The organism is Streptomyces sp. NPDC036984, assembly GCF_055607665.1.
The window spans coordinates 44,667-65,335 of the sequence record NZ_JBVJRL010000023.1 but is presented as its reverse complement, the minus strand read 5'-3'; the positions used below and the strand labels follow the sequence as shown (position 1 = coordinate 65,335).

The following is a 20,669-nucleotide window of genomic DNA, read 5'->3' as shown; positions in this document are numbered from 1 at the left end:
GCCCGGGGTGGCCTTGCCGGTCGCCTCGTCCGCAGGTCGACTCGCCGCTGTCAGAGGGCGGCGGCGACCCGCGGCGTTCTCATGCCTCGGTGGCCCTCCGGCCGCGTCGCTCGGCGCCCAGGCGGGCGAAGTGGTCGATGAGTTCCGGTGCGTCCACGGCGGCGGGGTTGACGACCTGCTCGGCGGGCGCGCCCTGGAGCAGGCGCTTGACGGGGACCTCCAGCTTCTTGCCGGTGCGGGTGTGCGGGATGGCCGGTACGTCGAGGATCTCGTCGGGGACGTGGCGGGGCGAGGCGCCGGTGCGTATCGCTTCCTTGATCTTGTCGCGCAGCGCGTCGTCCAGGGTCACCCCGGGGGCCGGGACCACGAACAGCGGCATCCAGTAACCGCCGTTGGGTTCCTCCGCCCCGATGACGAGGGCTTCCGTGATCTCGGGGAGGCGTTCGACCACGTCGTGGATGTCGGCGCTGCCCAGGCGCACACCGTTGCGGTTCAGCGTGCTGTCGGACCGGCCGTGGACGATCACCGAGCCGTGAGCGGTGACCGTGATCCAGTCTCCGTGCCGCCAGACCCCGGGGTAGGAGGAGAAGTAGGCGTCGCGGTAACGGGTGCCGTCGGGGTCGTTCCAGAAGTACAGCGGCATCGACGGCATGGGCCGGGTGACGACCAGCTCGCCGACCTGATCGGTGACCGGGAGGCCCCCGGTGTCGTACGCGGCCAGCGCCACGCCCAGGTGGGGGGCGGACAGCTCCCCGGCCCACACGGGCGTGTTGGGCGCGCTGCCGGCGAAGCCGGAGACCACGTCCGTGCCGCCGCTGATGGACGCGAGCAGCACATGGTCGCCGATGTGGTCACGGACCCAGGGGTAGGCGGAGGCCGGCAGGGTGGAGCCGGTGCAGCCGAGCACCCGGACCGACGACAGGTCGTGCCCGGACGGGTCGATGCCGAACTTGGCCATCCCCAGCAGGTACTGGGGGCTGGTGCCGAAGAGGGTCACCCGGTGCCGCGCGGCCAGCTCCCACAGCACGTCGAGCTTGGCGTGCGGCGCCGGGCTGCCGTCGTACGTGCACGTCGTGGCACCGGTCAGCAGCGTGGAGGCGACCAGGTTCCACATCATCCAGTGGGTGGTGGTGTACCACAGGAGGCGGTCGCCGGGGCCGAGGTCGGAGTGCAGGCCGAGGGTCTTCAGGTGCTCCAGCACGACCCCGCCGTGGCCGTGGACGATGCCCTTGGGCAGGCCGGTGGTGCCGGAGGAGAACACCACCCACAGCGGGTGGTCGAACGGCACCGGCGTACACGACAGTTCCGCGGTGCGGGTGGACGCCTCCTCCCAGGGCACCACCACGGTCGGGTGGCCGGCTTCGGGCCAGGGCAGGCCCACATGGCCCACCAGCAGCGTGGCCTTCAGGGTCGGAAGGGCCCGGGCCAGTTCGAGGGCGGCCTCGCGGCGGTCGTGGGTGGAGCCGTTGAAGAGGTAGCCGTCGGCGGCGACCAGGACGGTGGGTTCGAGCTGGGCGAACCGGTCGGCGGCGGCCTTCGGGGCGTAGTCCTGCCCGCACACGGACCATACGGCGCCCAGGCTCGCGGCGGCCAGGAACGCCACGATCGCGTGCGGGGTGTTGGGCAGGTAGCCCACCACGCGGTCGCCCTGCCCCACCCCCAGCCGGCGCAGGGTCTCGGCCACCGAGGCGACCTGGGAGCGCAGCTGCTTTCCGGTCACCTCGTGCCCGGAGCCGGTCTCGGCGAGGGCGATGATCGCCACGCCATCGTCCGTGAGACGGCGCAGGGCGTGATGGGCGTAGTTGAGTGTGGCGCCCGGGAACCAGCGGGCTCCCGGCATGGTCTCCTCCGCCAGGACCCGCTCGTACGGGGTGTCCGCGTCGACGTCGAAGTACTCCCAGACCGCGCTCCAGAAGCCCTCCAAATCGGTGACCGACCAGCGGTGCAGGGCGGCATAGTCGGATCCGTCCCTCCCCGCGTGGCGGGCGAAGTCCACGATGCGGCTGGCCGCCGCGGCCTGCGGATCGGGCGTGAAGAACGGTTCCGGGTACGGCGTGTTCATCGCGTCATGCTCCTCAACGGGCTCTTCTCGAAGGCGCTTTGGGCCTGGACAGAATCTCATGCGGTGTACAGCTGGGCTGCCCGGTCGTACGGTCCGCTGACGGACCCGGACGCCTTGCGGAAGAAGGCGGGCGGGAGGTCCCCGGTGAAGCGCGAATCCCGGGTGCGACTGCGGTGGTCGACCATCTGGGCGACGACTCGGCAGGGGGTCGTGACGGGGGAGAGGGGCGCCAGATCGGTGACGGGTGTGCCCGCCTCGCCGCTCGCGGCCGCGGCGCGCACGGCGGCCCGGTCGGCCGGCAGCTCGGCGGTGGTGACGGCCTTGGTGCCGACGGCGACGGCGCGGTCGATCGGGGGCTCCCCTGCCCGGGCGGGGTCCGAGAGGCTGGTGGAGGACCACCCACCTGCCGTCGGCGGTGCGCAGGACGTTGGTGCTCATTTCACTGCTGACAGTTCCACAAGTCCCAGGGCGAGGACCGATTACTTTCCGTGTGACCCGGAGTCAGAGATCATGGAGGGCGTGCCGCGGCCGCGAGGTGATCGGGGCGTGCAGTCTCCGCTCCTGCCGACAACCAGACACGAGATACCGAGGAACCACAGATGCGCACCCTGATCAGTACCGCTTTCGTCTCGCTCGACGGCGTCGTGGAGGCCCCCGGCGGTGAGCCCGGCTACCGGAACTCCGGCTGGACCTTCAAGGACATCGACTTCCTCCCCGAGGCGTTCGAGATCAAGGGCCGGGAACAGAAGGAAGCCGCCGCGATGCTGCTGGGCCGGGTCAGCTACCAGGCTTTCAGCCCGGTGTGGCCGGACATGGAGGACTTCGCCGACTACAGGGTGATGCCGAAGTACGTCGTCTCCACCACCCTCACCGAGAGCGACCTGGTGTCGAACTGGGGCGAGACCACGATCCTGCGCTCGCTCGACGAGGTCGCCGCCTTGAAGGAGACCGAGGGCGGCCCCATCATCGTCCACGGCAGCGCCGCCCTGAACCAGAGCCTTTCCGACGCCGGCCTGATCGACCGTTACCACCTGCTCGTCTTCCCGCTTCTGCTCGGCGCCGGCAAGCGGCTGTTCAGCACCACCGACAAGGACACGCAGAAGCTGAAGCTGGTCGAGCACGAGGTGTACGCGAACGGCCTTCAGAAGAACGTCTTCGACGTCGTCCGCTGACCAGGTCCTCGCGCTACGCGTAGCAAGGACCCGCCCGGCGGGCGCCGCCGGCCCGTGGCGGCTTGACCGCACGGACGATCGCGGCGTGCATGCCGTCGGCGACCGGATGGGTCGGCGTGATCTCCACGTCGGTGAAGCCGGCGGCTTGCAGGCCCCGGCGGTATTCGGCGAAGGACAGCGCGCCGGCGATGCAGCCGGCGTAGTCGCCGCGTTCTGCCCGCTGCTCCGCGGTGAGGGTGTCCTCGGCGACGACGTCGAGGACACCGATCCGGCCGCCGGGCCTGAGCACCCGGAAGATCTCGGCGAACACGGCCGGCTTGTCGGTGGACAGGTTGATCACGCAGTTGGAGATCACCACGTCGATCGTGTGGGCCGGCAGCGGGACGGCCTCGATGGTGCCTTTGAGGAACTCCACGTTGCGCGCGCCCGCCTGCTCCGCGTTCGCCAGGGCGAGTCGGAGCATCTCCTCGGTCATGTCCAGTCCGTACGCCTTCCCGGCCGGGCCGACGCGGCGGGCGGACAGCAGTACGTCGATCCCCCCGCCGGAACCGAGGTCCAGCACCCGCTCGCCTGCGCGTAGCTCCGCGACCGCGGTCGGGTTGCCGCAGCCGAGGGAGGCGGCCAGTGCCTCGGCGGGCAGAGCGGCGTGCTCGTCCGCGGAGTACAGGGCAGCGCCGAAGTGCTCGTCGATCTCGGCCGGCTGCGGCCCGCAGCAGGCGGTGCCGCCCTCGGTGACCTTCACGGCTGCCGCCGCGTACCGGCGGCGGACGGTTTCCCGCAGATGGGCGGACTGCTCGCTCATGACGCACTCCCCGGGACGGGTCAGAGCAGGGACCCGCGGCCTGTATTGACGTTCATTGATTCAACCTTCCGCCTTGAATCGAGAAACGTCAACATAGAGAGTTGTCGAAACAAGAGCCGGTCGCCTGAGTCATGTCTTGGGCGACTGCCACATCGACAGTGTCGCGCGGGCGGCGCGGGTGGTGGTGTGGTGCTTGCCCAGGAGCCCCTCACTGCGGGCCAGGACTTGTCGCAGCAGCTCTTTGGCCTCGCCGGTGCGGCCCGCCTGCCAGTACGAGGCGGCGAGGTTGGCCCGGATGGTGAGGGTGTCGGGGTGGTCGTCGCCCAGCAGCCGGTCGCGGTCGGCCACCACCCGTTCCTCGATCGCGATGGCCTCGTCGGTGCGGCCCTCCTGCCAGTACGAGGCGGCGAGGTTGGCCCGGGCGTTGAGGGTGTCGGGGTGGTCGTCGCCCAGCAGCCGTTCCCGGTCGGCCACCACCCGTTCCTCGATCGCGATGGCCTCGTCGGTGCGGCCCGCATTCGTGTACGAGACGGCGAGGTTGGCGCGCGCGGTGAGGGTGTCGGGGTGGTCGCGGCCCAGCACGCGCTCGCGGTCGGCCACCACCCGTTCCTCGATCGGTACGGCGTCGCCGGTGCGGCCCGCTTGCCAGTAGGAGGCGGCGAGGTTGGCGCGGGCGGTGAGGGTGTCGGGGTGGTCGTCGCCCAGCAGCCGCTCGCGGTCGGCCACCACCCGCTCCAGCAGTTCTGTGGCCTCGGCGGTGCGGCCCGCCTGCCAATAGGCGGCAGCGATGTTGGCACGGGCGGCGAGGGTGTGAGGATGGTCGTCGCCCAGCAGCCGTTCGCGGTGGGCCAGCACCCGTTCGTCGAGCGCGATGGCGTCGCCGGTGCGACCCGCCTGCCAGTAGCAGGAGGCGAGGTTGGCGCGGGCGGTGAGGGTGTCGGGGTGGTCACCGCCCAGCAGCCGCCCACAGTCGGCGGCCATCTTCTCCCAGTACGCGGTGGACGACGCGATCAGGCCGGCATCCAGGAGGCTGTTGCCGGCCCGGTACAGCAGGGGGTGGCCGTCGGGATACCAGAGACGGTCCAGGGTGTGATCGGCGAGGGCGTCGGTGTTGGCGCGCAGGGTGGCCGAGAGGTCGCGGTGGGGCTGGTCGGGATGGGGCCACAGCTGGAGGAGGGCGTCGGCGGCAGCGAGGGCGACGGACGCCAGCTGGTCCTCGGCGGTGCTCTCGCGGACGGCACGTGCGGTGAGGGCATGGATGCGCACGGCGCGATGCTGGTCGGCCGTCGTGTCGTAGGTGATCAGGCCGTAGCGGTCCAGGAGTCGCAGGACGGCCTGTGCTTCAGCACCGGTGATGCGGCTCGGCCGGGACGTGCGGCGGCGGAACCCCCACGTGCGGCGAGGCCGAGCGGGCTGCTTGCCGGCGGCCAGATAGGTGGTGAGGGCCGGGGTGTGCCAGAGCGCGGCCGGGTGTCCTGCGGGGTCGAGGAAGGCGGTGACGCGGAGCGCGGCGCGAGCCAGGGGGCCGTGCGGATCCTGGTCGGTCGCGTCGAGGGCGAGGAGCAGCGTGGTGGTGATCTGCCTGCCGTAGCGTTCGGTGTCCGCCCAGCGGGGCAGGAGTTCGTCCAGGTGCGCGGCACGTTCGGTGAACTGTGCGAGGTAGGTGCCGCACGGGATGTTCTCGCGGAGCATGTAGGCGGCGGCGTGCCCCAGGGCCAGGGGAAGGTAGCCGAGGGCCTCGGCGAGCGCGGGGGCCTGGTCGTCCAGGAGGTGGAGTTTGCGGTCGCGGGTGAGGCGGGCGGTCAGGTAGCTGGTCGCCTCGATCGGGGTGTAGACGTCGATGTCGATGCGCGTGCGGCCGCCGCCGGTCAGGCGGGGGTCCTTGAGGCGGGTGGTGGCAAGAACCCAGCCGGTGCCGCGCTGGCTGTCCGGCCACCAGGCTTCGACCGCGTCCAGGTCGGTGATGTCGTCCAGGACAACCAGCCACCGCCGGTCGGTGGCGGCGAGCCAGCCGACGAAGGCACGTGCATCCGCTTCCAGGTCCCCTCCGGTGCGGCCAGGGGCCTGGACGAGGACGGCGGCCTGGGCGTACGCGGTGAGGATCTGCTGGGTTTCGGTGGCCGGGGTCCACAGCACCAGATCGGTGCCGTCCTGGAGGGCTTCCCGGGTGTAGGCGGCGGCCAGCTGCGACTTGCCGACTCCTCCACCGCCGGACATCACCTGCACCGGTGTGCGCGTGCCGGGCTCCGGCAGGGCCGGATCCGTCCCGTCGCTGGTGAGGACGACGGTGCGGCCGTTGCCGCGGGCTTCGTCGATGGCCTGGCGCAGTCCGGTGCGGGCCTGGAAGGCCGAGGCCAGTACCGGGACGGTGCCCACGACCACCGGCCACTCCACCTGCGCGTCGGACTGCGTCAGATACAGGTTCTCGGCATAGGTGACCGTGCTGTCGGCCCCCAGCGCCGAGCCCTTGATCCCCCCGCCGGCCGCCACGCCGCCCAGGCCGGCGGACACGGTGTGCCGGGCTTCCGGCCGCTGCGGCACCATGCCGTCCGCGGCTTGGCCGGGCTTGTTCCTCCTGCGCGGCCGAGGGAGCAGGTTCACCGTTCGCTGCCCTCACCCAGGGCACTGTCGGTGATGTTGCCGCCGGTTGCGACCCCGTTCCGCCCGGCGCGGACATCGTCCCCGTTCGACGGTGCGGGAGCGGCACTCGCCGTGGAGTGAGGACCGGTCACCTTGGAGTTCTTGCCGAGCGCGGAGCCCGTGATGTTGCCGCCGGCCGCGACGCCACCGTGCCCGGCCCGCACCCTCCGTCCGCCCCCGGAGCCCCCACCGCTGCCGCCACTGCGGAACAGAGCGATGACCGCGACCAGCAGGCCCGCGAGGCTGACCACCGCGCCGGCCACGCTCGCGGCCTGCCCGGCGGTGTCCAGGCTCCCCCACACCGCCACCAGCGTCAGCCCGACCGCCGCCAGGCCGGTCGCCACCGCCGTCACCCACACCCACACGCGTGCCGCCCCCGTCAGAGCCACCTGCCACCGTCCTTCACATCAGTGCGCCTGGGCGCGGAGAACCACAGCCGGTGGCCACGGCTCGACGCCCCGTCAGTTCTGGTGAGACCGTAGCGGCCTACCCGCACCGTATTCACCGGAACCGTCCAGAAACCTTGGCGTTTCCCGTTCTGCCGGGCGGCCCCCCGAGACGGCCCGGGCGGGTACCGGGCGCAAGGTGGCTACGGAGCCGAAACCCCTGCTCACTCCTGGGAAGTGCCGATACCGTCGTGGCCGTCGGTCTCCGTCTCGGAGGGGGCACGCGCAGGGTCGGTCCGGGCTGGTTCGTGTAGCGGTCGGTAAGCCGCTCACCTCCCGTGCCTCGCGTGATCTCACCTCCCGCGCCCCGCGTCACCTCGGCTCCGCGGCGGTGACCGCGGAGCCGGCCGGTGTCACTTGGTCGCGCCCTGTGCGAAGCCGTTGTAGATGTAGCGCTGGAGGAAGAGGAACACGAGGAGAGTCGGGGCGATCACCAGGATGGTGCCGGCCGAGATCCTCCCAGTGCGCGCCGAAGGGCCCCTTGAAGCGGAACAGCGCGGTGGAGACGGTGCCCAGGTCCTCCGAGGGCATGTAGAGGAAGGGGATGTAGAAGTCGTTGTAGACGGTGATCCCCTCCGAAAGGGACCCGGAAACCGCCAGGATGACGCTCAGGCTGACCACCGGGCGGATGCTCGGGGCGATGATGTGCCGGAACTGCTGCCAGCGCGTGGCCCCGTCCAGCTGGGCCGCCTCGTACAGCTCGGCGGGGATCGACTGGATCGCGCCGAGGAACAGCACGAAGTTCAGTCCGGTGAAGCGCCAGACGGACACCCCGGCCAACGAGGTGTTCGCCGAGGTGGGGTCGCCGAGCCAGGCGTGGTCGGAGCCGGCGCCGAACCAGGACATCACCGAGTCGAGCGTGTCGCCGCCCTGGAAGAAGTACAGGAAGAGGAAGCCGATGGCCACGCCGTTGATCAGGTAGGGGAAGAACAGGATCCCCTTGAACAGGTTGCGGAAACGCAGATCGAAGCTGAGCACGGTCGCGAAGTACAGGGCGATCACGATCTGCACGGCCGAGGCGGCGAGGTAGTAGAAGCTGACGAAGAACACCCGGAACAGCTCGGGCCGGGTGAAGATCTGCCGGTAGTTGTCGAGACCCGTGAAGTTCCGGTCGGGGCTGACACCGTCCCAGTCGGTCAAGCTGTAGTAGATCATGTTCCCTACGGGCACGTAGGTGAACGTGACCAGCAGGGCCAGGGGGACGGCGAGGAAGAGCCACGGGGTGAGGCGGCGCAGCAGACTGCCGCGCGGGGGCGAGGGGTGGCGCGCCGTACCGGGAGGCGGGGCGGCGGCACGCGGCACCTTCGCGGGTGCCGTGCGGGTCGTCTCGGTCATGTCGGGCCTTTCATCGTCCGCTGATCTGCGACGGGCGGACGGCCCCGTCCGCTGGTCCGGGCAGGGCCGGTGACGGCTGGTGGAAGAGGAGTCGGCGGGGGTCAGGAACCGACGGTGCCGGCCGCCTCGTTCCACCTCTTGTCGAGGTCCGCGAAGAAGTCGTCGAGGCTGCCCTTCTGTGCGCCGCGTGCGGTGTCGACGAGCTTCTGCCGGTAGTCCGGCTTGTTCAGGCCGATCTCGGCCGCGTTGTCGATCGCGTTGACCTGGCCGGTCTTCGCCTCGGAGCGCTCCAGCAGGGTGACATCGTTGTCAACAAGGTTCCCCTGGCAACGTTGTCCAGCCGGATCGTTCAGTTGAGCCCCGGTTCAGTGAATTGAACGTGTAAGTAGCCACCGTGTCTGGACAGAACCGGTTTAGTTCCCGAGGATCCTAGATGTACCGACAGCGACAGGACACGGACATCTCGTGAGGGGCTCTCGATTGCTGTCAGCGCCCGGTCGACGGCCTGCTGGACGCCGGTGTCAGCCCGCCGTGACGCTCCACCACGGGGACCTGCCCCAAGCGCTGGAAGAGGAGGGCGGCCGGCGCAACCGTGACATCGCCGCCCGGTGCGCCGACTGCACCCGGCTGACCGCCGAGGCTCTGGCCGACCGGGTGCCCTGGTGGATCACGCTTGACGAGCCCTGGTGCAGCGCCTCCCCGGGGTATGCCCACGGCCACCACGACCCCGGTTCCCGCGACGGGACGCCGGCTCCCACCGCCGCGCATCACCGGTTCGGACCGGAGCGCCGTCAAAGCGGCAAAAGGGCCGGGGCGATGGAACGCCTCCGGGACGGGCAGCAGGCTCCCCCCGAGGTCGTGCCTCCCGGCACCGACATCCTGACCGCCCCGGGAGACGCTGCCCAGTACCGGCTGCTGACGGAGGCAGTGCGGGGGAGCGCCGCCCATACGGCGACTCGGTGGAGCCGGTCAGGGAGTGAAGGTGGAGATCACGAACTCGACGCGCCGGTTCTCCGCACGTTCCGCCTCGTCGGCCGGCACCACGTTCAGGAGATTGGCGGCGCCGCAGGGGGCGAGGACGATGTCGAAGTTCGTCGCGGCCTCCACACTCGCCGGAGGGGTCTCCCCGGCGGCGGCGAGCGCGGAGGTGATCTGGTCGAAGACCCATTCGCCGGCGCTGCCGGCCCGCTTGTCGCTCGCGTCCAGCTCCTGCGCACGACGCTGCTCCGAACTGAGTCCAGGCGTGTCGACCCGGTCGGAGTGCCCCAGAATGGTGATCAGACAGAACTGGTTGTCCGACGGGAAGTGCTCGGCGTTCACCGCCGGCTCGATCACCGCTTCTCGGATGGTGTTCTTCGCGGTCGCGGACAGTCGGCCGAACAGCTGGGAGAAGGCGACCTCCTGGGCGACGAATCCGCTGATCGGGAGATCGGTCAGTGTCTTGGCCATGGCGGGCTTCCTCGGTCGGGCCACGTCGTGGAACGGCGCTCTCGCCGACGGGGCGCGAGAGGACAACATCATCCCCGTCGCTGCCGAGGCGCCGACGGCACCACGCCGGACCGCTGCCGCGACCGACGACGCCGGTCGCGTTGTGCGTGACGCCGGGCAGTCCTTGCCGACCGGGGGGAGGGGGATCACCTCCTACCGGTGCTCCTCAAGGCCGAGCGCGGACGCGGCTCGCTGCCGTCGTCGAGCTCCTCCAGGAAGCCGGCCAGGGTGTCGGTGACCTCGTCCAGGCTGCGGGCGCTGAAGAGGACCGGCTGGTAGCCGCGGATGTCGTACGGGGTCGCGTGCATGGCATCGACGTCCAGCGGACGGACGTGGGCCGCTTCCAGCCGGCCGATCTCCCCGTAGGAGGAGAGCAGGGCCGCGCCGTACGCCTTGGGCGTCCCGCCCTCGTGGAGGACCCCGTACTCCAGCGTGAACCAGTACACGTCGCTGATCATCTGGAGGACGCCCGCGCGCTCGGCCCGTTGCGCCGCCTGCCCGATCAGGCGGTAGATGTCGGCGAAGGCCGGCGAGGACAGGTGGATTCCGTGGCCGAAGACATCGTGGATGACGTCGGGCTCGGGGGTGAACAGGGGTACGGCCGGGTGGCGGACGAACTGCACGGCGTGGAAGTAGCCGTCGGCCATCGACCCCAGGAACCGCTTGTTCTCGACCACACCGCCCGCGACGGTGAAGTCGAAACCCGTCAGTCCCCGCAGGTGGGAACCGACCTCGGCGTGCTGGGGGATGTGGTCCGCGGGGATCGGGGCATGCTCTCGGGCGTCGAGGGCGGCGCGGCACGCATGCGCGCTCTGGGCTTGCCACAGCGCCCGGTGCACGGTCCGCCAGGTCTGCTCCTCGCTCTCGGAGTAGTCCACGGGCGGTGACGGATCACCGACCCGGCGGCCCCGCGCAAGCGCGGCGATCGCCCGGCGCCGGCGCAGGTAGCCCGGATCGCTGAACCCCGGATGATCGACGGCCGCACCCAGCCGGCCGTCGGCCGCAACAGGCGTTCGCCCCTGAACAACGCTCACGACCGATCATTCCTCTCCGGGCGACCCCGCGCGCACCTCTGCGCTCGGTGCGCCGGGACGGCAGCTGTCCTGCACGGGTGGGCCCAGCATCAGGCTCCAGCGGTTGCGCCCTTCGCGCATGTGGACGAGCGCTTGGCGGAGCAGCGGCGTCCGGCAGGAGAGCCGCAGGGCGCTCGTGCCCTGCGCGGAACAGTGCGACAGTGAAACGACAGGGGAAATCGCCTCCCATGTGCTGCACGACGTGGCAGCCCCATGAAAGGCGGTGGAGACGATGGCACTCCCGCTGGTCGTGGGCGTCGACGGATCGGACGCGTGTCTGCGTGCGGTCGACTGGGCCGTGGACGAAGCCGCCCGCCACGGACTTCCCCTGAGGCTCGTCTACGCCTGTCTCTGGGAGCATTACGAGGGCGCAGTGCCTTCGACCGGCGTCGAACGCTCCTCCGAGCAGGTGCTGGCCGAGCGCATCGTCGTCGCCGCCGCCGACCGTGCCGAGCGGCACAACCCTGAGGTGAAGGTCACCACGGACATCCTCCCGGAGGATGCCGCAGCCGCCCTCGTGCACGCGGGCGAGAGCGCGTTCGCCCTGGTCACAGGCTCACGCGGGCGCGGCCGGCTCAAGGAGCTGCTGCTCGGCTCGGTGGGGCTCGCCGTCGCGGCCCGGGCGCATTGCCCCGTCGTGGTGGTGCGAGGGGATCACGCGGGTGTCGCCGGTACGCATGGGCGCATCCTGGTCGGACTGGGGGACCCCGACACCGGCGCCGAGGCCGTCCGGTTCGCCTTCCGCGAGGCCGACGTACGGCACTGCACCCTGGACGTCGTCCGTACCTGGCGCCGCTCCGCCCACGAGGCGAGCGGCGGTTCCCTTCGCGCGGACGAACCGGCCGACGCGCGGGCCTCGGCGCTGGTCGAGGAGTCGATCGCGGGCATGCTCGCCGAGCACCCGCACGTCCGGACGCACCGCGCCGTGCACGAGGGGCCGGCGAGCAGGATTCTCGTGCACCTGTCGGCAGCCGCCGACCTCGTGATCGTCGGCGCACACCGCAGGACGGGCCACCTCGGGCACCAGCTCGGCGGGGTGGTCCACACGCTGCTGCACCACGCGCAGTGCCCGGTGGCGGTCGTGCCCAAGCCGCCGTGAACGCCTGTGACCGCCCCGGGGTCACCGAACCATCACACGCGTCGCGCGAGGGCGGTACCGCGTGCAGCGCGGCCGCCACCGACGGCGGCGCCGTCCGAGCGTCCCGCTCCTTCTACGGGAGGCAGGGCGCGGCAGTTGTCCGGCGTGGCGGTGAACCACGGCCGCGTCACGGGTGGTTGGCGCCGAGATCGTGCGAAATGGCGCGGGCGCAGGTCCGGAGCGAGGAGACCAGCTGGTCGCGTACCGTCGTGTTCTCGCGGACACGCGCGGCGACCGCGGAGACGCTCACGGCGGCCACGGTCGCCCGGTACCGGTCGCGGACGGGTGCGGCGATCGACATCATGCCGTCGCGCACCCGGTCGGATGCGCAGGCCCAGCCTCGCTCCCGGGCGACGCGCAGCAGGTCGGGTGAAACGGCCGACGCGGCGGTCAGCCCGGAACAGTGGGCCGCCAGCACCGTACCCAGCGCGGTCCCCTCGACGGGCAGCACGCGTCCGGTCTCCAGGACCTGCCGCGTGCTGTCGCACCGGAAGGCGTGATGGACGATCAGCACGCCCGAAGGGTGCGGGACTCCCACGTGCACTGCTTCCCCCGTGGCCCTGGCCAGGTCGTCGGCCCAGGCCAGCGCTCGCGTGCGTAACTCATGGGTACGGAGACAACTGCCGCCCAGCCGCGCCAGTTCGGGGCCAAGGCCGTACGTGCCGGACTCCGTGTGGTGCTCGACCAGGCCCTTCTGTTCGAGCGTATGAAGGATCCCGTAGACGGTGCTCTTCGGCAGTCCCAGGGCAGAGGCGGTGTCGGACAGGCCGAACCGGCCGGTGCCCGTGGCGAACAGCCGCAACACAGCCGCGGCACGGGACAGGGACTGGATGGGACGGGGCATGCTGCGGCCTCCTTCGTGGTCCGGCCGGCACCGACGGCAGCGGAGGTGAGTGTGTCATGCATCGAACGTGCTGAGGAGTGCGCACGACGTGTTCTTCGGCAGCTGGCGCACTATCGCCCCTTCCTCCCCGGTCGCCGGCCGGCAGCGGTGCCCGAGCGCCGGCTTTCTGTCCCAGAAGGCGTGAATCTCTGCATGACCTCCGCATATAAGGGTTGGGTAAGCGACGGGGTCAGGGCTGTGCAGAAATTCTTGCGTGCCAGCCCGTTGCGTTCTCCGCCGTCCTCTGGAGAGGATGGCAGTGATCATCTCGGATGACGGTAGGTGTCTGCTGTGGCGAGCGCAGGGGCGGCCGAGCTACTGCTGGGCGGCATAGTCGTGTTGGGTGCGTCGGTGCAATGGCTCACCGGCATGGGCTTCGCGCTTATCGCGGTGCCCGCGCTCGTTCTGGTACTCGGGACGGCCCAGGGCGTTGTACTCGCGAATTGCGTGGCCGGAGTCATCAGTATCGTCGGACTCGCTGCGGGATGGCGGCAGGTACGGATCGGCGCCATGATTCCCCTGGTCATCGCCTCCGCGTGCACGGTGCCCGCAGGCTCATGGGTGGCCGCCCGACTTCCCGAACCCGTACTGCTGGCCGGTATCGGAATGCTGGTGACGCTCGCCGTCGTTTTCGTGATAGGTGGCGTGCGCATACCGGCTCTGGCCGGGACGAAGGGTGCTGTGACCGCAGGTGCTGTGGGTGGATTCATGAATTCCGCTGCCGGTGTCGGCGGGCCGCCGTATTCGCTGTACGCGGTGAATGCGGGCTGGTCGGTCCGTGAATTCGTGCCGAACGCGCAATTTTACGGAATCATGGTGAACGTTTTCTCGGTGGCCGCCAACGGCGTGCCCCGGCTGAGTGGGTCGGCCTGGTCGGTGGCCGTGGCCGCCATGGTGGTGGGCGCCCTCATCGGCAGGGCGCTCGCACCGAGATTTCCGGAGCGGTGGGTGCGTCGCCTCATCTTCGCCCTCGCTCTGACCGGCGGCCTTTCCGTCCTGGTCAAGGGCGTCCAGGGGATGGTATGACGCCGGACTCGACACCGCAGACCTGGCATGGGCGTGCGTCTCGCCTCCGGCGACGAAGACCGCCCGGTGACGGCCGGCCTGCTTGCGGCACTGGCACTCGTGCGCAGGCGACCGGCCTGCCGGGACAGCGAACGGTCACCGGCTCCTAGGCGAGCGGCTCGCCGTGCTCCAGGTACGCCGTCGTCCGCGCGGCACGGGCGGGCACCGCCGCTTCGATGCGCTTGATGAGCCGGAGCATGAGCATCTCGGGATCCGACGTACGCTCCGGCTCGTAGAAGTCGAAACCGCTCGTCGATTCCGGATTCAGCTGGATGCGGCGCTGCGTCTCGGCGTCCAGGACCGCCCCCTCGAAAACGAAGACGATCTTCTCGTCGTCGCCGGAGGGAGCCCAGTCGACCACGAGGAGGCGACCCACCGGTACATCGATTCCGAGTTCTTCCTTGACCTTGCGTACGGCGGTTTCGTAAGGGGACTCCCCGGGTGGGACATAACCGCCCGGAATGCCGAGGAATTTATCGTCGCGGTTGGTCGGTTGGACGAGCATGATACGACCCTGCTCGTCGAAGAAAAGGACGCCTGCGGCAGCGCGGGCGCGAGCTGTCGATGAATTGCTCTGTGAATCGGCCACGCCGGAATCGTCCGTCCGGTGGCGTGCCCGTGTCAAGGGGTTTCTAACCCGTGAAGAAACTGTGCATGTGTGAGACGTGGCGAGCGGGAGGAGAAGCGTGTCCAGCGAAAACAATGACGTTGACGTGGCCGAAAGTGCTGTGATAGCAAATGATCGCGGAAACGTGCCGCGATTCGACGGGGGTCGTAAACAGTGATTGTGGATTCGCACGTGCACATCATCGCGGGAGACGCCTCTCGCTATCCGTCGATTCTCCGCGACGGAGACGAGGACGCCTGGTACAGCACCCACCCCGTCACCGCGGAGGAATTGCTGGCGCTCATGGACGAAGGGGGCGTCGCGTGGACGATTCTCGTGCAGCCGATCCAGGTCTACGGCAGTGACAACAGCTACCTTGCCGACAGCTGCGCGACATACCCGGACCGGCTGCGCGGCGTGGCCGTCGTCGACGTCGGCGAACCGGCCGCTTCGCGCGCTGCCCTCCACCGGATGATCCGCGAACAGGGCCTGGCAGGCGTACGGTTGAACCTGGCGACCGGATCCGGGACCATCGACCCTCGCTGCCATCCCCTGCTGGAATGCGCGGAGGAACTCGGCGTTCCGGTCCTGGTGCGGGTCACCCCCGAGCAACTGCCGCAGGTGCCGGCCCTGGTCAAGCGGTTCCCGGGGGTCGCCCTGGTCCTCGACCACTGCGGATTCGTCGACTTCCGCGACGGCCCCGACGGCAGGGGCGCAGCGCCCCTGTTCGAGGTCGGAGCCCACGACAACCTCTATGTGAAGGTCTCGACCATGAACCTGTACGGCGTGGGTGACGACGCCGACCCCGCGCCGCTCCTGAAGGAGCTGGGCCGGTGCTTCGGGACGGATCGCCTCGTCTGGGGATCCGACTATCCGCACACCCACGACCGCGGTTACCCCGGACTCGTCGACTATGCCCGGGAGGTGGCCCGCGCGCTGCCCGGCGAGGGCGCGGCGGACTACCTCGGACGGACCGCCGCGAAACTGTGGTGTCCGCCCCACGAATCGCCGGCCGGCCGCTGACATGGCGACAGAATCCGGGGAACCGGGCGTGATACGGAAGGGCGGGGCAGTGGCGACGGAAACGCACGGTGTCGGGATCGCCGTCGTCGGGTTCGGCAACGCGGGCAGACAGCACGTCGCCGCCGTCCAGGCGCTGCACGGCGTACGGCTGGCCGCCGTAGTGGAGACCGACCCGGCGGCCGCACGACGAGCCCGCGAGGCGGGCCTGCCCGTGCGCCCCTTGCCGGAGGTGCTGGCCGACCCGGGGGTGGACGCGGTGGCGGTCTGCCTGCCGCCGGGAAACCGTCCACCCGTGCTCGCGGACGCGGTCGCCGCGGGTAAGCATCTGGTCGTCGAGAAACTGCCGGCGCGGTCGCCCGCGGAACTGGACGAGATCCTCGCCGCCTCGACCCGCGCGGACCTGTTCAGCACGGTGATGTTCCAGCACCGCTTCGCCCTGCCCGAGCAGCTGCGGGCCAAGGCACCGGAGCGGTTCGCGGAGGCGGTGGGCAGCCTGCTGATCTCCCGTCCGCGCTCCGACGACCACTACCGGGAGGGCTGGCGTGCCGAGCCGGAAGCGGCCGTCGGCGGGGTGAGCGTCCACCTCGGGGCCCACTACCTCGATCTGGCCTGCCAGTTGCTCGGTGAACCCGTCGCGGTCACCTGCCTGTCCAGAACGGACGCCGCCGCGGGCATCGACACGGAACTGTGCGGCCACGTCGCCTTCCGCTCGGGTGCGCGGCTCACCGTCACCGTGACCTGCCGGGCAGCCGCCCGCTTCGAACAGCTCACCGTGCTGGGGCGGCAGGACTGGGTCGAGGTGCGGGCCGGCGCCACGACGGGCGAGGTCGACGGCCGACCGCTCGCCGCCCCCGCCCACCCGGCGGCCGAGCTGCGCCAGGACGTCTACCGTGAGCTCGCCGACGCACTGCGCGGCGGCCCGGCCCCGGACCTGTCCCGGCTCGATCGCAGCACCGGCGTGGTCGCGGTTCTCGACGGCCTGCTCCACTCCTCCGTCGGTACGACCTGTCAGGTGGCCGCATGACCGGCTCCCGTTCCACGTCCTCGCCCGCCCTTCGCCACCCGCCCCTCGGCTACTCGTCCGGCACCCTGCCCGGAGCCGGCCCCGAGGAACTGGCCCAGGCGGTGCGGCGCGCCGGCGGAACGGGCGTGGACCTGCGCATCGGCAAGGGGCACGGCTGGGAACGGGACGGCGTACGGCCGGGCATCGACGGGATCCGGCGCACCGGCGCCGACGTTTTCTTCGTCGGTGTCGGCTGGCGCCTCGGCGACCCCGCGCGCTGGCCCGTCGGCGAGGAAGCCGTGCCGACCGAGTACCCGGTCAAGGTCTTCTGCGCCGAACGCCCCGACCCGGCCCTGGTGACCGAGCAGCTCGCCGCCGCCGCCGAGGCCGGCCTCGAACCGTGGGTGGAGACCCACGCCGGCGGCCCCGACGTCACCGGACTGATCGATCTCGCGGACCGCACCGGTGTGGGCGTGCTGGTCGACCTCCTCGGCCTGGCCGAGATCGGCGGCGCCGACCACGCGCAACTGCGCGCTCTGGCCCCGTTCGTGCGTGCGGCGCAGGTCAAGGGCGTTCTCCGTACCCCGGAAGGGACCCGGCACCGCTCGCTGACCCCGCACGACCTGTCCGACCTGTCGTACCTGCTGAGCCTCGGCCCGCTGCACGCCGTGACCGTCGAGTCGCGCGCCGGCACCCCGGACGCCGATCTCGCCGTGCTCGCCGCCGAGCTGGCTTCGCCCGCCGCCGGACCGAACCCCCCACGACGGGGAGCGGGTCCGGACAACGGCGCCGACACAACGCCATCGTCCCTCCCGAGCGCCATTCGACCAGGGACGCCGCCCGGCCGACACCCGGCCGCCCCGACGTACCCGTCCGAGCCAGGAGCCGCACACGCATGAAACTCGCCGTCATAGGTGACGAGTTGTCCCAGAACCCTGTCCTGGTGGCCGACACCGCCGTCCAGCTCGGCTTCGCCGGGGTCGAGGTGCGGTCGTACGACGAAACGCCGCCCCACGAGCTGACCGACGACCAGATCGATCACCACCGCCGGCTCCTCGACGAGCGCGGACTGGCCGTCGCCGGCTTCGCGCCGCCGATCTTCAAGGGCCCGCTGCCCACCACCGACGAACAACTCGCCGAGGCCCGCCAGGTGCTGGTGGACTCCTGCCGGCGCGCGGTGCGCCTAGGGGCGCCGCACGCACGCATCTTCAGCTTCTTCACGGACGCCGAGCACGCCCCTGAGCCGCTGCGGGCGGCCGACGTCGTCGCCGCTCTCCTGCAGGGCGTGGACCCGGGCTTGCCGCTGGTCCTGGAGACCGAGTCCCGCAGCAACACCCCGCACATGCGGGAGGTCCTCGACTTCCTGGACGCGGTGGGCCGGGACGACATCGGCGTGCTCTGGGATCCCGCCAACGCCGTGCGCGGCGGCTGGGGGCCCGTGCGCTACCCCTCGGACTACCTGATGGGCCGCCACCTCATCCGGCACGTGCACGTGAAGGACCCGGACGGCACCAACGGCTATGTCCGCCTCGGCGACGGGGACCTGGACTGGCCGACGATGCTCGCCCGCCTGGCCGACGACGGCTACACCGGCTTCCTCAGCCTCGAAACCCACTGGCGCCACGGCCGGGTCCTCTCGCCCGTCAACCGTGACCGGCCCTGGGGCGAGGACTTCTCCCGGGACGGCTTCGCGGCCAGCGTCGAGTGCATGCAGCGGCTGCGCGCCTGGTGCGACCGGCTCCCCCGCGAGCTGCTGGAGACCTCATGATCCCGGCCGCGCCCCCGTTGGTGCTGCTCGGCGCACAGCGTTCGGGGACCACCGCCCTCGCCGGCGTCCTCGACGACGCCTTCGCCGACGCCGGCGGTACGTTCACCATCAACGGCAAACTGCCCTACCTGCTGCACCGCTGGTGCACCCAGGCCGACGTGACGGGCCGTCACCTCCGGGTGGACGAGATCCTGCACGCCCTGCACCGCAAGCCGCCCTATGGCCGGCACAGCGAGCGCTGGCTGGACACCGTGGAGAAGGTCCTGCGCACGGCCGCCGCCGACGTGGCCGACGGCCGCGTCACCGACGCGCCGGCGTTGCGCAGACACGTGATGCGGGCGGCATACGCGGACGCCACCCGCTACGGCGACAAGTACAACGAGTACCTGCTGGAACTCGACCAACTCGCCGACACCCTGCCCGACGCGCACTGGGTGCTCCTCGTACGTCACCCGGCCGCCGTCGCCCGCTCCATGCTGAGGTGGACCGGCGACCGGCCGTGGCGGCCCGGCAGCCGGCAGGAGGCGCTGGAGAAGTGGGCCGCCTGGCACCAGCAGTGGCTGGCGCACGCCGCCACGCGCGACCCCGCCCGCACCACCGTCGTGGAGTACGCCCGCCTGTGCGCCGGCGAGGACCTGGGCCGGCTGTCCCGGGCGATCGGCCTCGACCTGCTCCCGTACGCGCAGCAGCTCACCGAACGGGCCGGCGAGCCGGAGCAGGAGCCGCTGCCCGAGCACATCAGCCGCCTGTGGCAGACGCTGCTGGACCTGCGCACCCCGTGACCCGCCGGGCCGACGCCACCGACCATGCAAGGGAGAAGTCCATGACCAAGTGGGGAGCGCGGGGCCGTGCCGTCCTGAGCCGCGCGGGTGTGCCGGACGCACCCGCGGCCAAGCGCTGGGCCCTGGTCGCGGTCGTGGACGCCGTCGGCACCGGCATGTTCCTGCCGATCTCCGTTCTCTACTTCACGGTCGTGGTCGGCCTGAGCGCCGGCTCCGTCGGAACCGGCCTCGGCGTCGCCGGACTCGTGGGCAGCCTCGCCACCCCGCTGTCCGGCACGCTGATCGACCGGTTCGGCGCGCGCAAGGTGGTGGTCGGCTGCTGGGCGGCGGGTGCCGTGGCGTACGTCGGTTTCCTCGGGGTCCACAACTGGGCGGGTCTCGTCGCCGTGGCGAGCGTCGCCCATGTCGCGGACCGCATGGTCAACCCGGCCCGGAAGGTCTTCCTCACCACCATCGCGGACGCCGAGGACCAGGTGCCCCTCATGGCCTTCCAACGGGCCGTCCTCAACGTCGGATTCGGGATCGGCGGCCTGGTCACCGCGGCCGTCCTGGCCCTCGGCTCACACACCGGCTACCAGGCGGTGCTGGTGGTCAACGCCGTCTCCTACACCGGGGCCATCGCCCTTGTCCTCACCATTCCCGTCATCCGCCCCACCCAGCCCGCTCAGCCCCCCGAGCCGGGCAGGCCACGCGCCGGCTACCGGCAGGTGTTCGCCGACCGGCGGTACGTGAGTCTCGCGGTGCTGAACATCCTCGTCCTGATGTACTCGACCGCGTTCACCATCGGCATGCCGCTGTGGGTGTACGAGTACACCAGCGCCCCCGCCGGCCTCGTCGGCCTGCTGTTCACCTTCAACACCGTGCTGGTCGTGCTGCTGCAGATGCGCACGGCCAAGAGCTGCACCTCTCCCGCCCAGGCGCCGCGCGTCTACCGGGCGGCCGCCGTGCTGTTCGTCCTCGCGGCGATCGGCTACTGGGCGGCCCACCGCTTCGGCGACGCCACGGCCGTGGTGATCGGCCTGCTGGTGCTGGCGGTCCTCGCCCACACCCTGACCGAGCTCTTCGGCGCGGTCGGGGAGTGGACCGTGTCCATGAGCCTGGCGCCGGAGCGGCTGCGCGGCCGGTACCTGTCGCTGTTCGGGCTGAGCCTGGCCGCCCAGGAAGCGGTCGGCCCGGTTCTGGTCACCACCCTGATCGCCGCCGACGCGGACCTGGCCTGGTTCGCCCTGGCCGCCCTGCTCGTCGTCGGCTGCCTGGCGTCGGCGTGGCTGGTGCGCACGGCGGCCGGACCGGACACCGCACACCCCCCCGCCGCCTCCCCGATCGAGCCCAAGAGCGCCACCCCTCCCGCGAGCTGAGCGTCACCGCCGGCTCCGGGCCGG

The 20,669-nt window shown here is 71.1% G+C and carries 18 protein-coding genes and 2 pseudogenes; 10 read left to right on the top strand and 10 right to left on the bottom strand.

Annotation, left to right across the window (positions count from 1 at the left end; genetic code table 11):
- Positions 1 to 79: 79 nt before the first annotated feature.
- The gene (locus ACZ7DL_RS31510; protein WP_470779367.1) at positions 80 to 2,062 is read right to left on the bottom strand and encodes an acetoacetate--CoA ligase; all 1,983 of its coding nucleotides are present in this window, start codon (positions 2,060 to 2,062) and stop codon (positions 80 to 82) included.
- Between the two features lie 83 nt (positions 2,063 to 2,145).
- Positions 2,146 to 2,500: pseudogene (locus tag ACZ7DL_RS31505) on the bottom strand (fumarylacetoacetate hydrolase family protein); the annotation flags it as partial.
- 161 nt (positions 2,501 to 2,661) lie between these two features.
- Between ACZ7DL_RS31505 and ACZ7DL_RS31500 the strand changes: the two are divergent.
- On the top strand, positions 2,662 to 3,234 hold the full coding sequence (locus ACZ7DL_RS31500) for a dihydrofolate reductase family protein (RefSeq protein ID WP_470779366.1): 573 nt from the start codon (positions 2,662 to 2,664) through the stop codon (positions 3,232 to 3,234).
- 13 nt (positions 3,235 to 3,247) lie between these two features.
- Here the strand turns inward: ACZ7DL_RS31500 and arsM are convergent, their stop codons facing one another.
- The 4 genes from arsM to ACZ7DL_RS31480 form a co-directional block, all read right to left on the bottom strand.
- Positions 3,248 to 4,036: an arsenite methyltransferase gene (gene arsM / locus ACZ7DL_RS31495; RefSeq protein WP_470779364.1), complete on the bottom strand. Its 789-nt coding sequence runs from the start codon at positions 4,034 to 4,036 to the stop codon at positions 3,248 to 3,250.
- Between the two features lie 129 nt (positions 4,037 to 4,165).
- Positions 4,166 to 6,637 carry an FxSxx-COOH system tetratricopeptide repeat protein gene (fxsT, locus tag ACZ7DL_RS31490; RefSeq protein WP_470779361.1) on the bottom strand — a complete coding sequence of 824 codons (2,472 nt, stop codon included), beginning with the start codon at positions 6,635 to 6,637 and terminating at the stop codon, positions 4,166 to 4,168.
- The gene (locus ACZ7DL_RS31485) at positions 6,634 to 7,065 is read right to left on the bottom strand and encodes a hypothetical protein (protein ID WP_470779359.1); all 432 of its coding nucleotides are present in this window, start codon (positions 7,063 to 7,065) and stop codon (positions 6,634 to 6,636) included. The genes fxsT and ACZ7DL_RS31485 overlap by 4 nt, the downstream gene beginning before the upstream one ends.
- Positions 7,066 to 7,434: 369 nt before the next feature.
- Positions 7,435 to 8,457: a carbohydrate ABC transporter permease gene (locus ACZ7DL_RS31480; RefSeq protein ID WP_470779357.1), complete on the bottom strand. Its 1,023-nt coding sequence runs from the start codon at positions 8,455 to 8,457 to the stop codon at positions 7,435 to 7,437.
- A 465-nt stretch (positions 8,458 to 8,922) separates the two neighbouring features.
- On the opposite strand from ACZ7DL_RS31480, the pseudogene ACZ7DL_RS31475 reads away from it, so the two are divergent.
- Positions 8,923 to 9,216, top strand: a pseudogene (locus tag ACZ7DL_RS31475) (family 1 glycosylhydrolase); the annotation flags it as partial.
- Between the two features lie 210 nt (positions 9,217 to 9,426).
- Here the strand turns inward: ACZ7DL_RS31475 and ACZ7DL_RS31470 are convergent.
- Complete coding sequence (locus ACZ7DL_RS31470; RefSeq protein ID WP_470779465.1) at positions 9,427 to 9,906, bottom strand: hypothetical protein; 480 nt, start codon at positions 9,904 to 9,906, stop codon at positions 9,427 to 9,429.
- Between the two features lie 185 nt (positions 9,907 to 10,091).
- Positions 10,092 to 10,979, bottom strand: a complete 888-nt coding sequence (locus ACZ7DL_RS31465; protein WP_470779355.1) for a phenylalanine 4-monooxygenase — start codon at positions 10,977 to 10,979, stop codon at positions 10,092 to 10,094.
- A 271-nt stretch (positions 10,980 to 11,250) separates the two neighbouring features.
- On the opposite strand from ACZ7DL_RS31465, the gene ACZ7DL_RS31460 reads away from it, so the two are divergent.
- A complete protein-coding gene (locus ACZ7DL_RS31460) occupies positions 11,251 to 12,117 on the top strand; it encodes a universal stress protein (protein ID WP_470779353.1) in 867 nt (288 codons plus the stop codon).
- Between the two features lie 166 nt (positions 12,118 to 12,283).
- On the opposite strand, the gene ACZ7DL_RS31455 is transcribed toward ACZ7DL_RS31460, so the two are convergent.
- Complete coding sequence (locus ACZ7DL_RS31455) at positions 12,284 to 13,000, bottom strand: IclR family transcriptional regulator (RefSeq protein WP_470779351.1); 717 nt, start codon at positions 12,998 to 13,000, stop codon at positions 12,284 to 12,286.
- 330 nt (positions 13,001 to 13,330) lie between these two features.
- Between ACZ7DL_RS31455 and ACZ7DL_RS31450 the strand changes: the two genes are divergently transcribed.
- Complete coding sequence (locus tag ACZ7DL_RS31450; protein ID WP_470779350.1) at positions 13,331 to 14,065, top strand: TSUP family transporter; 735 nt, start codon at positions 13,331 to 13,333, stop codon at positions 14,063 to 14,065.
- 145 nt (positions 14,066 to 14,210) lie between these two features.
- Here the strand turns inward: ACZ7DL_RS31450 and ACZ7DL_RS31445 are convergent, their stop codons facing one another.
- Positions 14,211 to 14,693 carry an NUDIX domain-containing protein gene (locus ACZ7DL_RS31445; RefSeq protein ID WP_470779348.1) on the bottom strand — a complete coding sequence of 161 codons (483 nt, stop codon included), beginning with the start codon at positions 14,691 to 14,693 and terminating at the stop codon, positions 14,211 to 14,213.
- A gap of 210 nt (positions 14,694 to 14,903) precedes the next feature.
- Between ACZ7DL_RS31445 and ACZ7DL_RS31440 the strand changes: the two genes are divergently transcribed.
- The 6 genes from ACZ7DL_RS31440 to ACZ7DL_RS31415 are packed head-to-tail and all read left to right on the top strand — an operon-like array spanning position 14,904 to position 20,645.
- Positions 14,904 to 15,734 (top strand): amidohydrolase family protein, encoded by an 831-nt coding sequence (locus ACZ7DL_RS31440; protein WP_470779347.1) that lies wholly within the window; start codon positions 14,904 to 14,906, stop codon positions 15,732 to 15,734.
- A gap of 49 nt (positions 15,735 to 15,783) precedes the next feature.
- Positions 15,784 to 16,758 (top strand): Gfo/Idh/MocA family protein, encoded by a 975-nt coding sequence (locus ACZ7DL_RS31435; protein WP_470779345.1) that lies wholly within the window; start codon positions 15,784 to 15,786, stop codon positions 16,756 to 16,758.
- Complete coding sequence (locus tag ACZ7DL_RS31430; protein ID WP_470779343.1) at positions 16,755 to 17,636, top strand: hypothetical protein; 882 nt, start codon at positions 16,755 to 16,757, stop codon at positions 17,634 to 17,636. The genes ACZ7DL_RS31435 and ACZ7DL_RS31430 overlap by 4 nt, the downstream gene beginning before the upstream one ends.
- Entirely contained in the window at positions 17,633 to 18,505 is an 873-nt protein-coding gene (locus ACZ7DL_RS31425; protein WP_470779341.1) for a sugar phosphate isomerase/epimerase family protein, read from the top strand. The genes ACZ7DL_RS31430 and ACZ7DL_RS31425 overlap by 4 nt, the downstream gene beginning before the upstream one ends.
- On the top strand, positions 18,502 to 19,287 hold the full coding sequence (locus tag ACZ7DL_RS31420) for a sulfotransferase (RefSeq protein WP_470779340.1): 786 nt from the start codon (positions 18,502 to 18,504) through the stop codon (positions 19,285 to 19,287). The genes ACZ7DL_RS31425 and ACZ7DL_RS31420 overlap by 4 nt, the downstream gene beginning before the upstream one ends.
- Before the next feature lie 41 nt (positions 19,288 to 19,328).
- Positions 19,329 to 20,645 carry an MFS transporter gene (locus tag ACZ7DL_RS31415; RefSeq protein WP_470779338.1) on the top strand — a complete coding sequence of 439 codons (1,317 nt, stop codon included), beginning with the start codon at positions 19,329 to 19,331 and terminating at the stop codon, positions 20,643 to 20,645.
- The last annotated feature ends 24 nt before the right edge of the window (positions 20,646 to 20,669 follow it).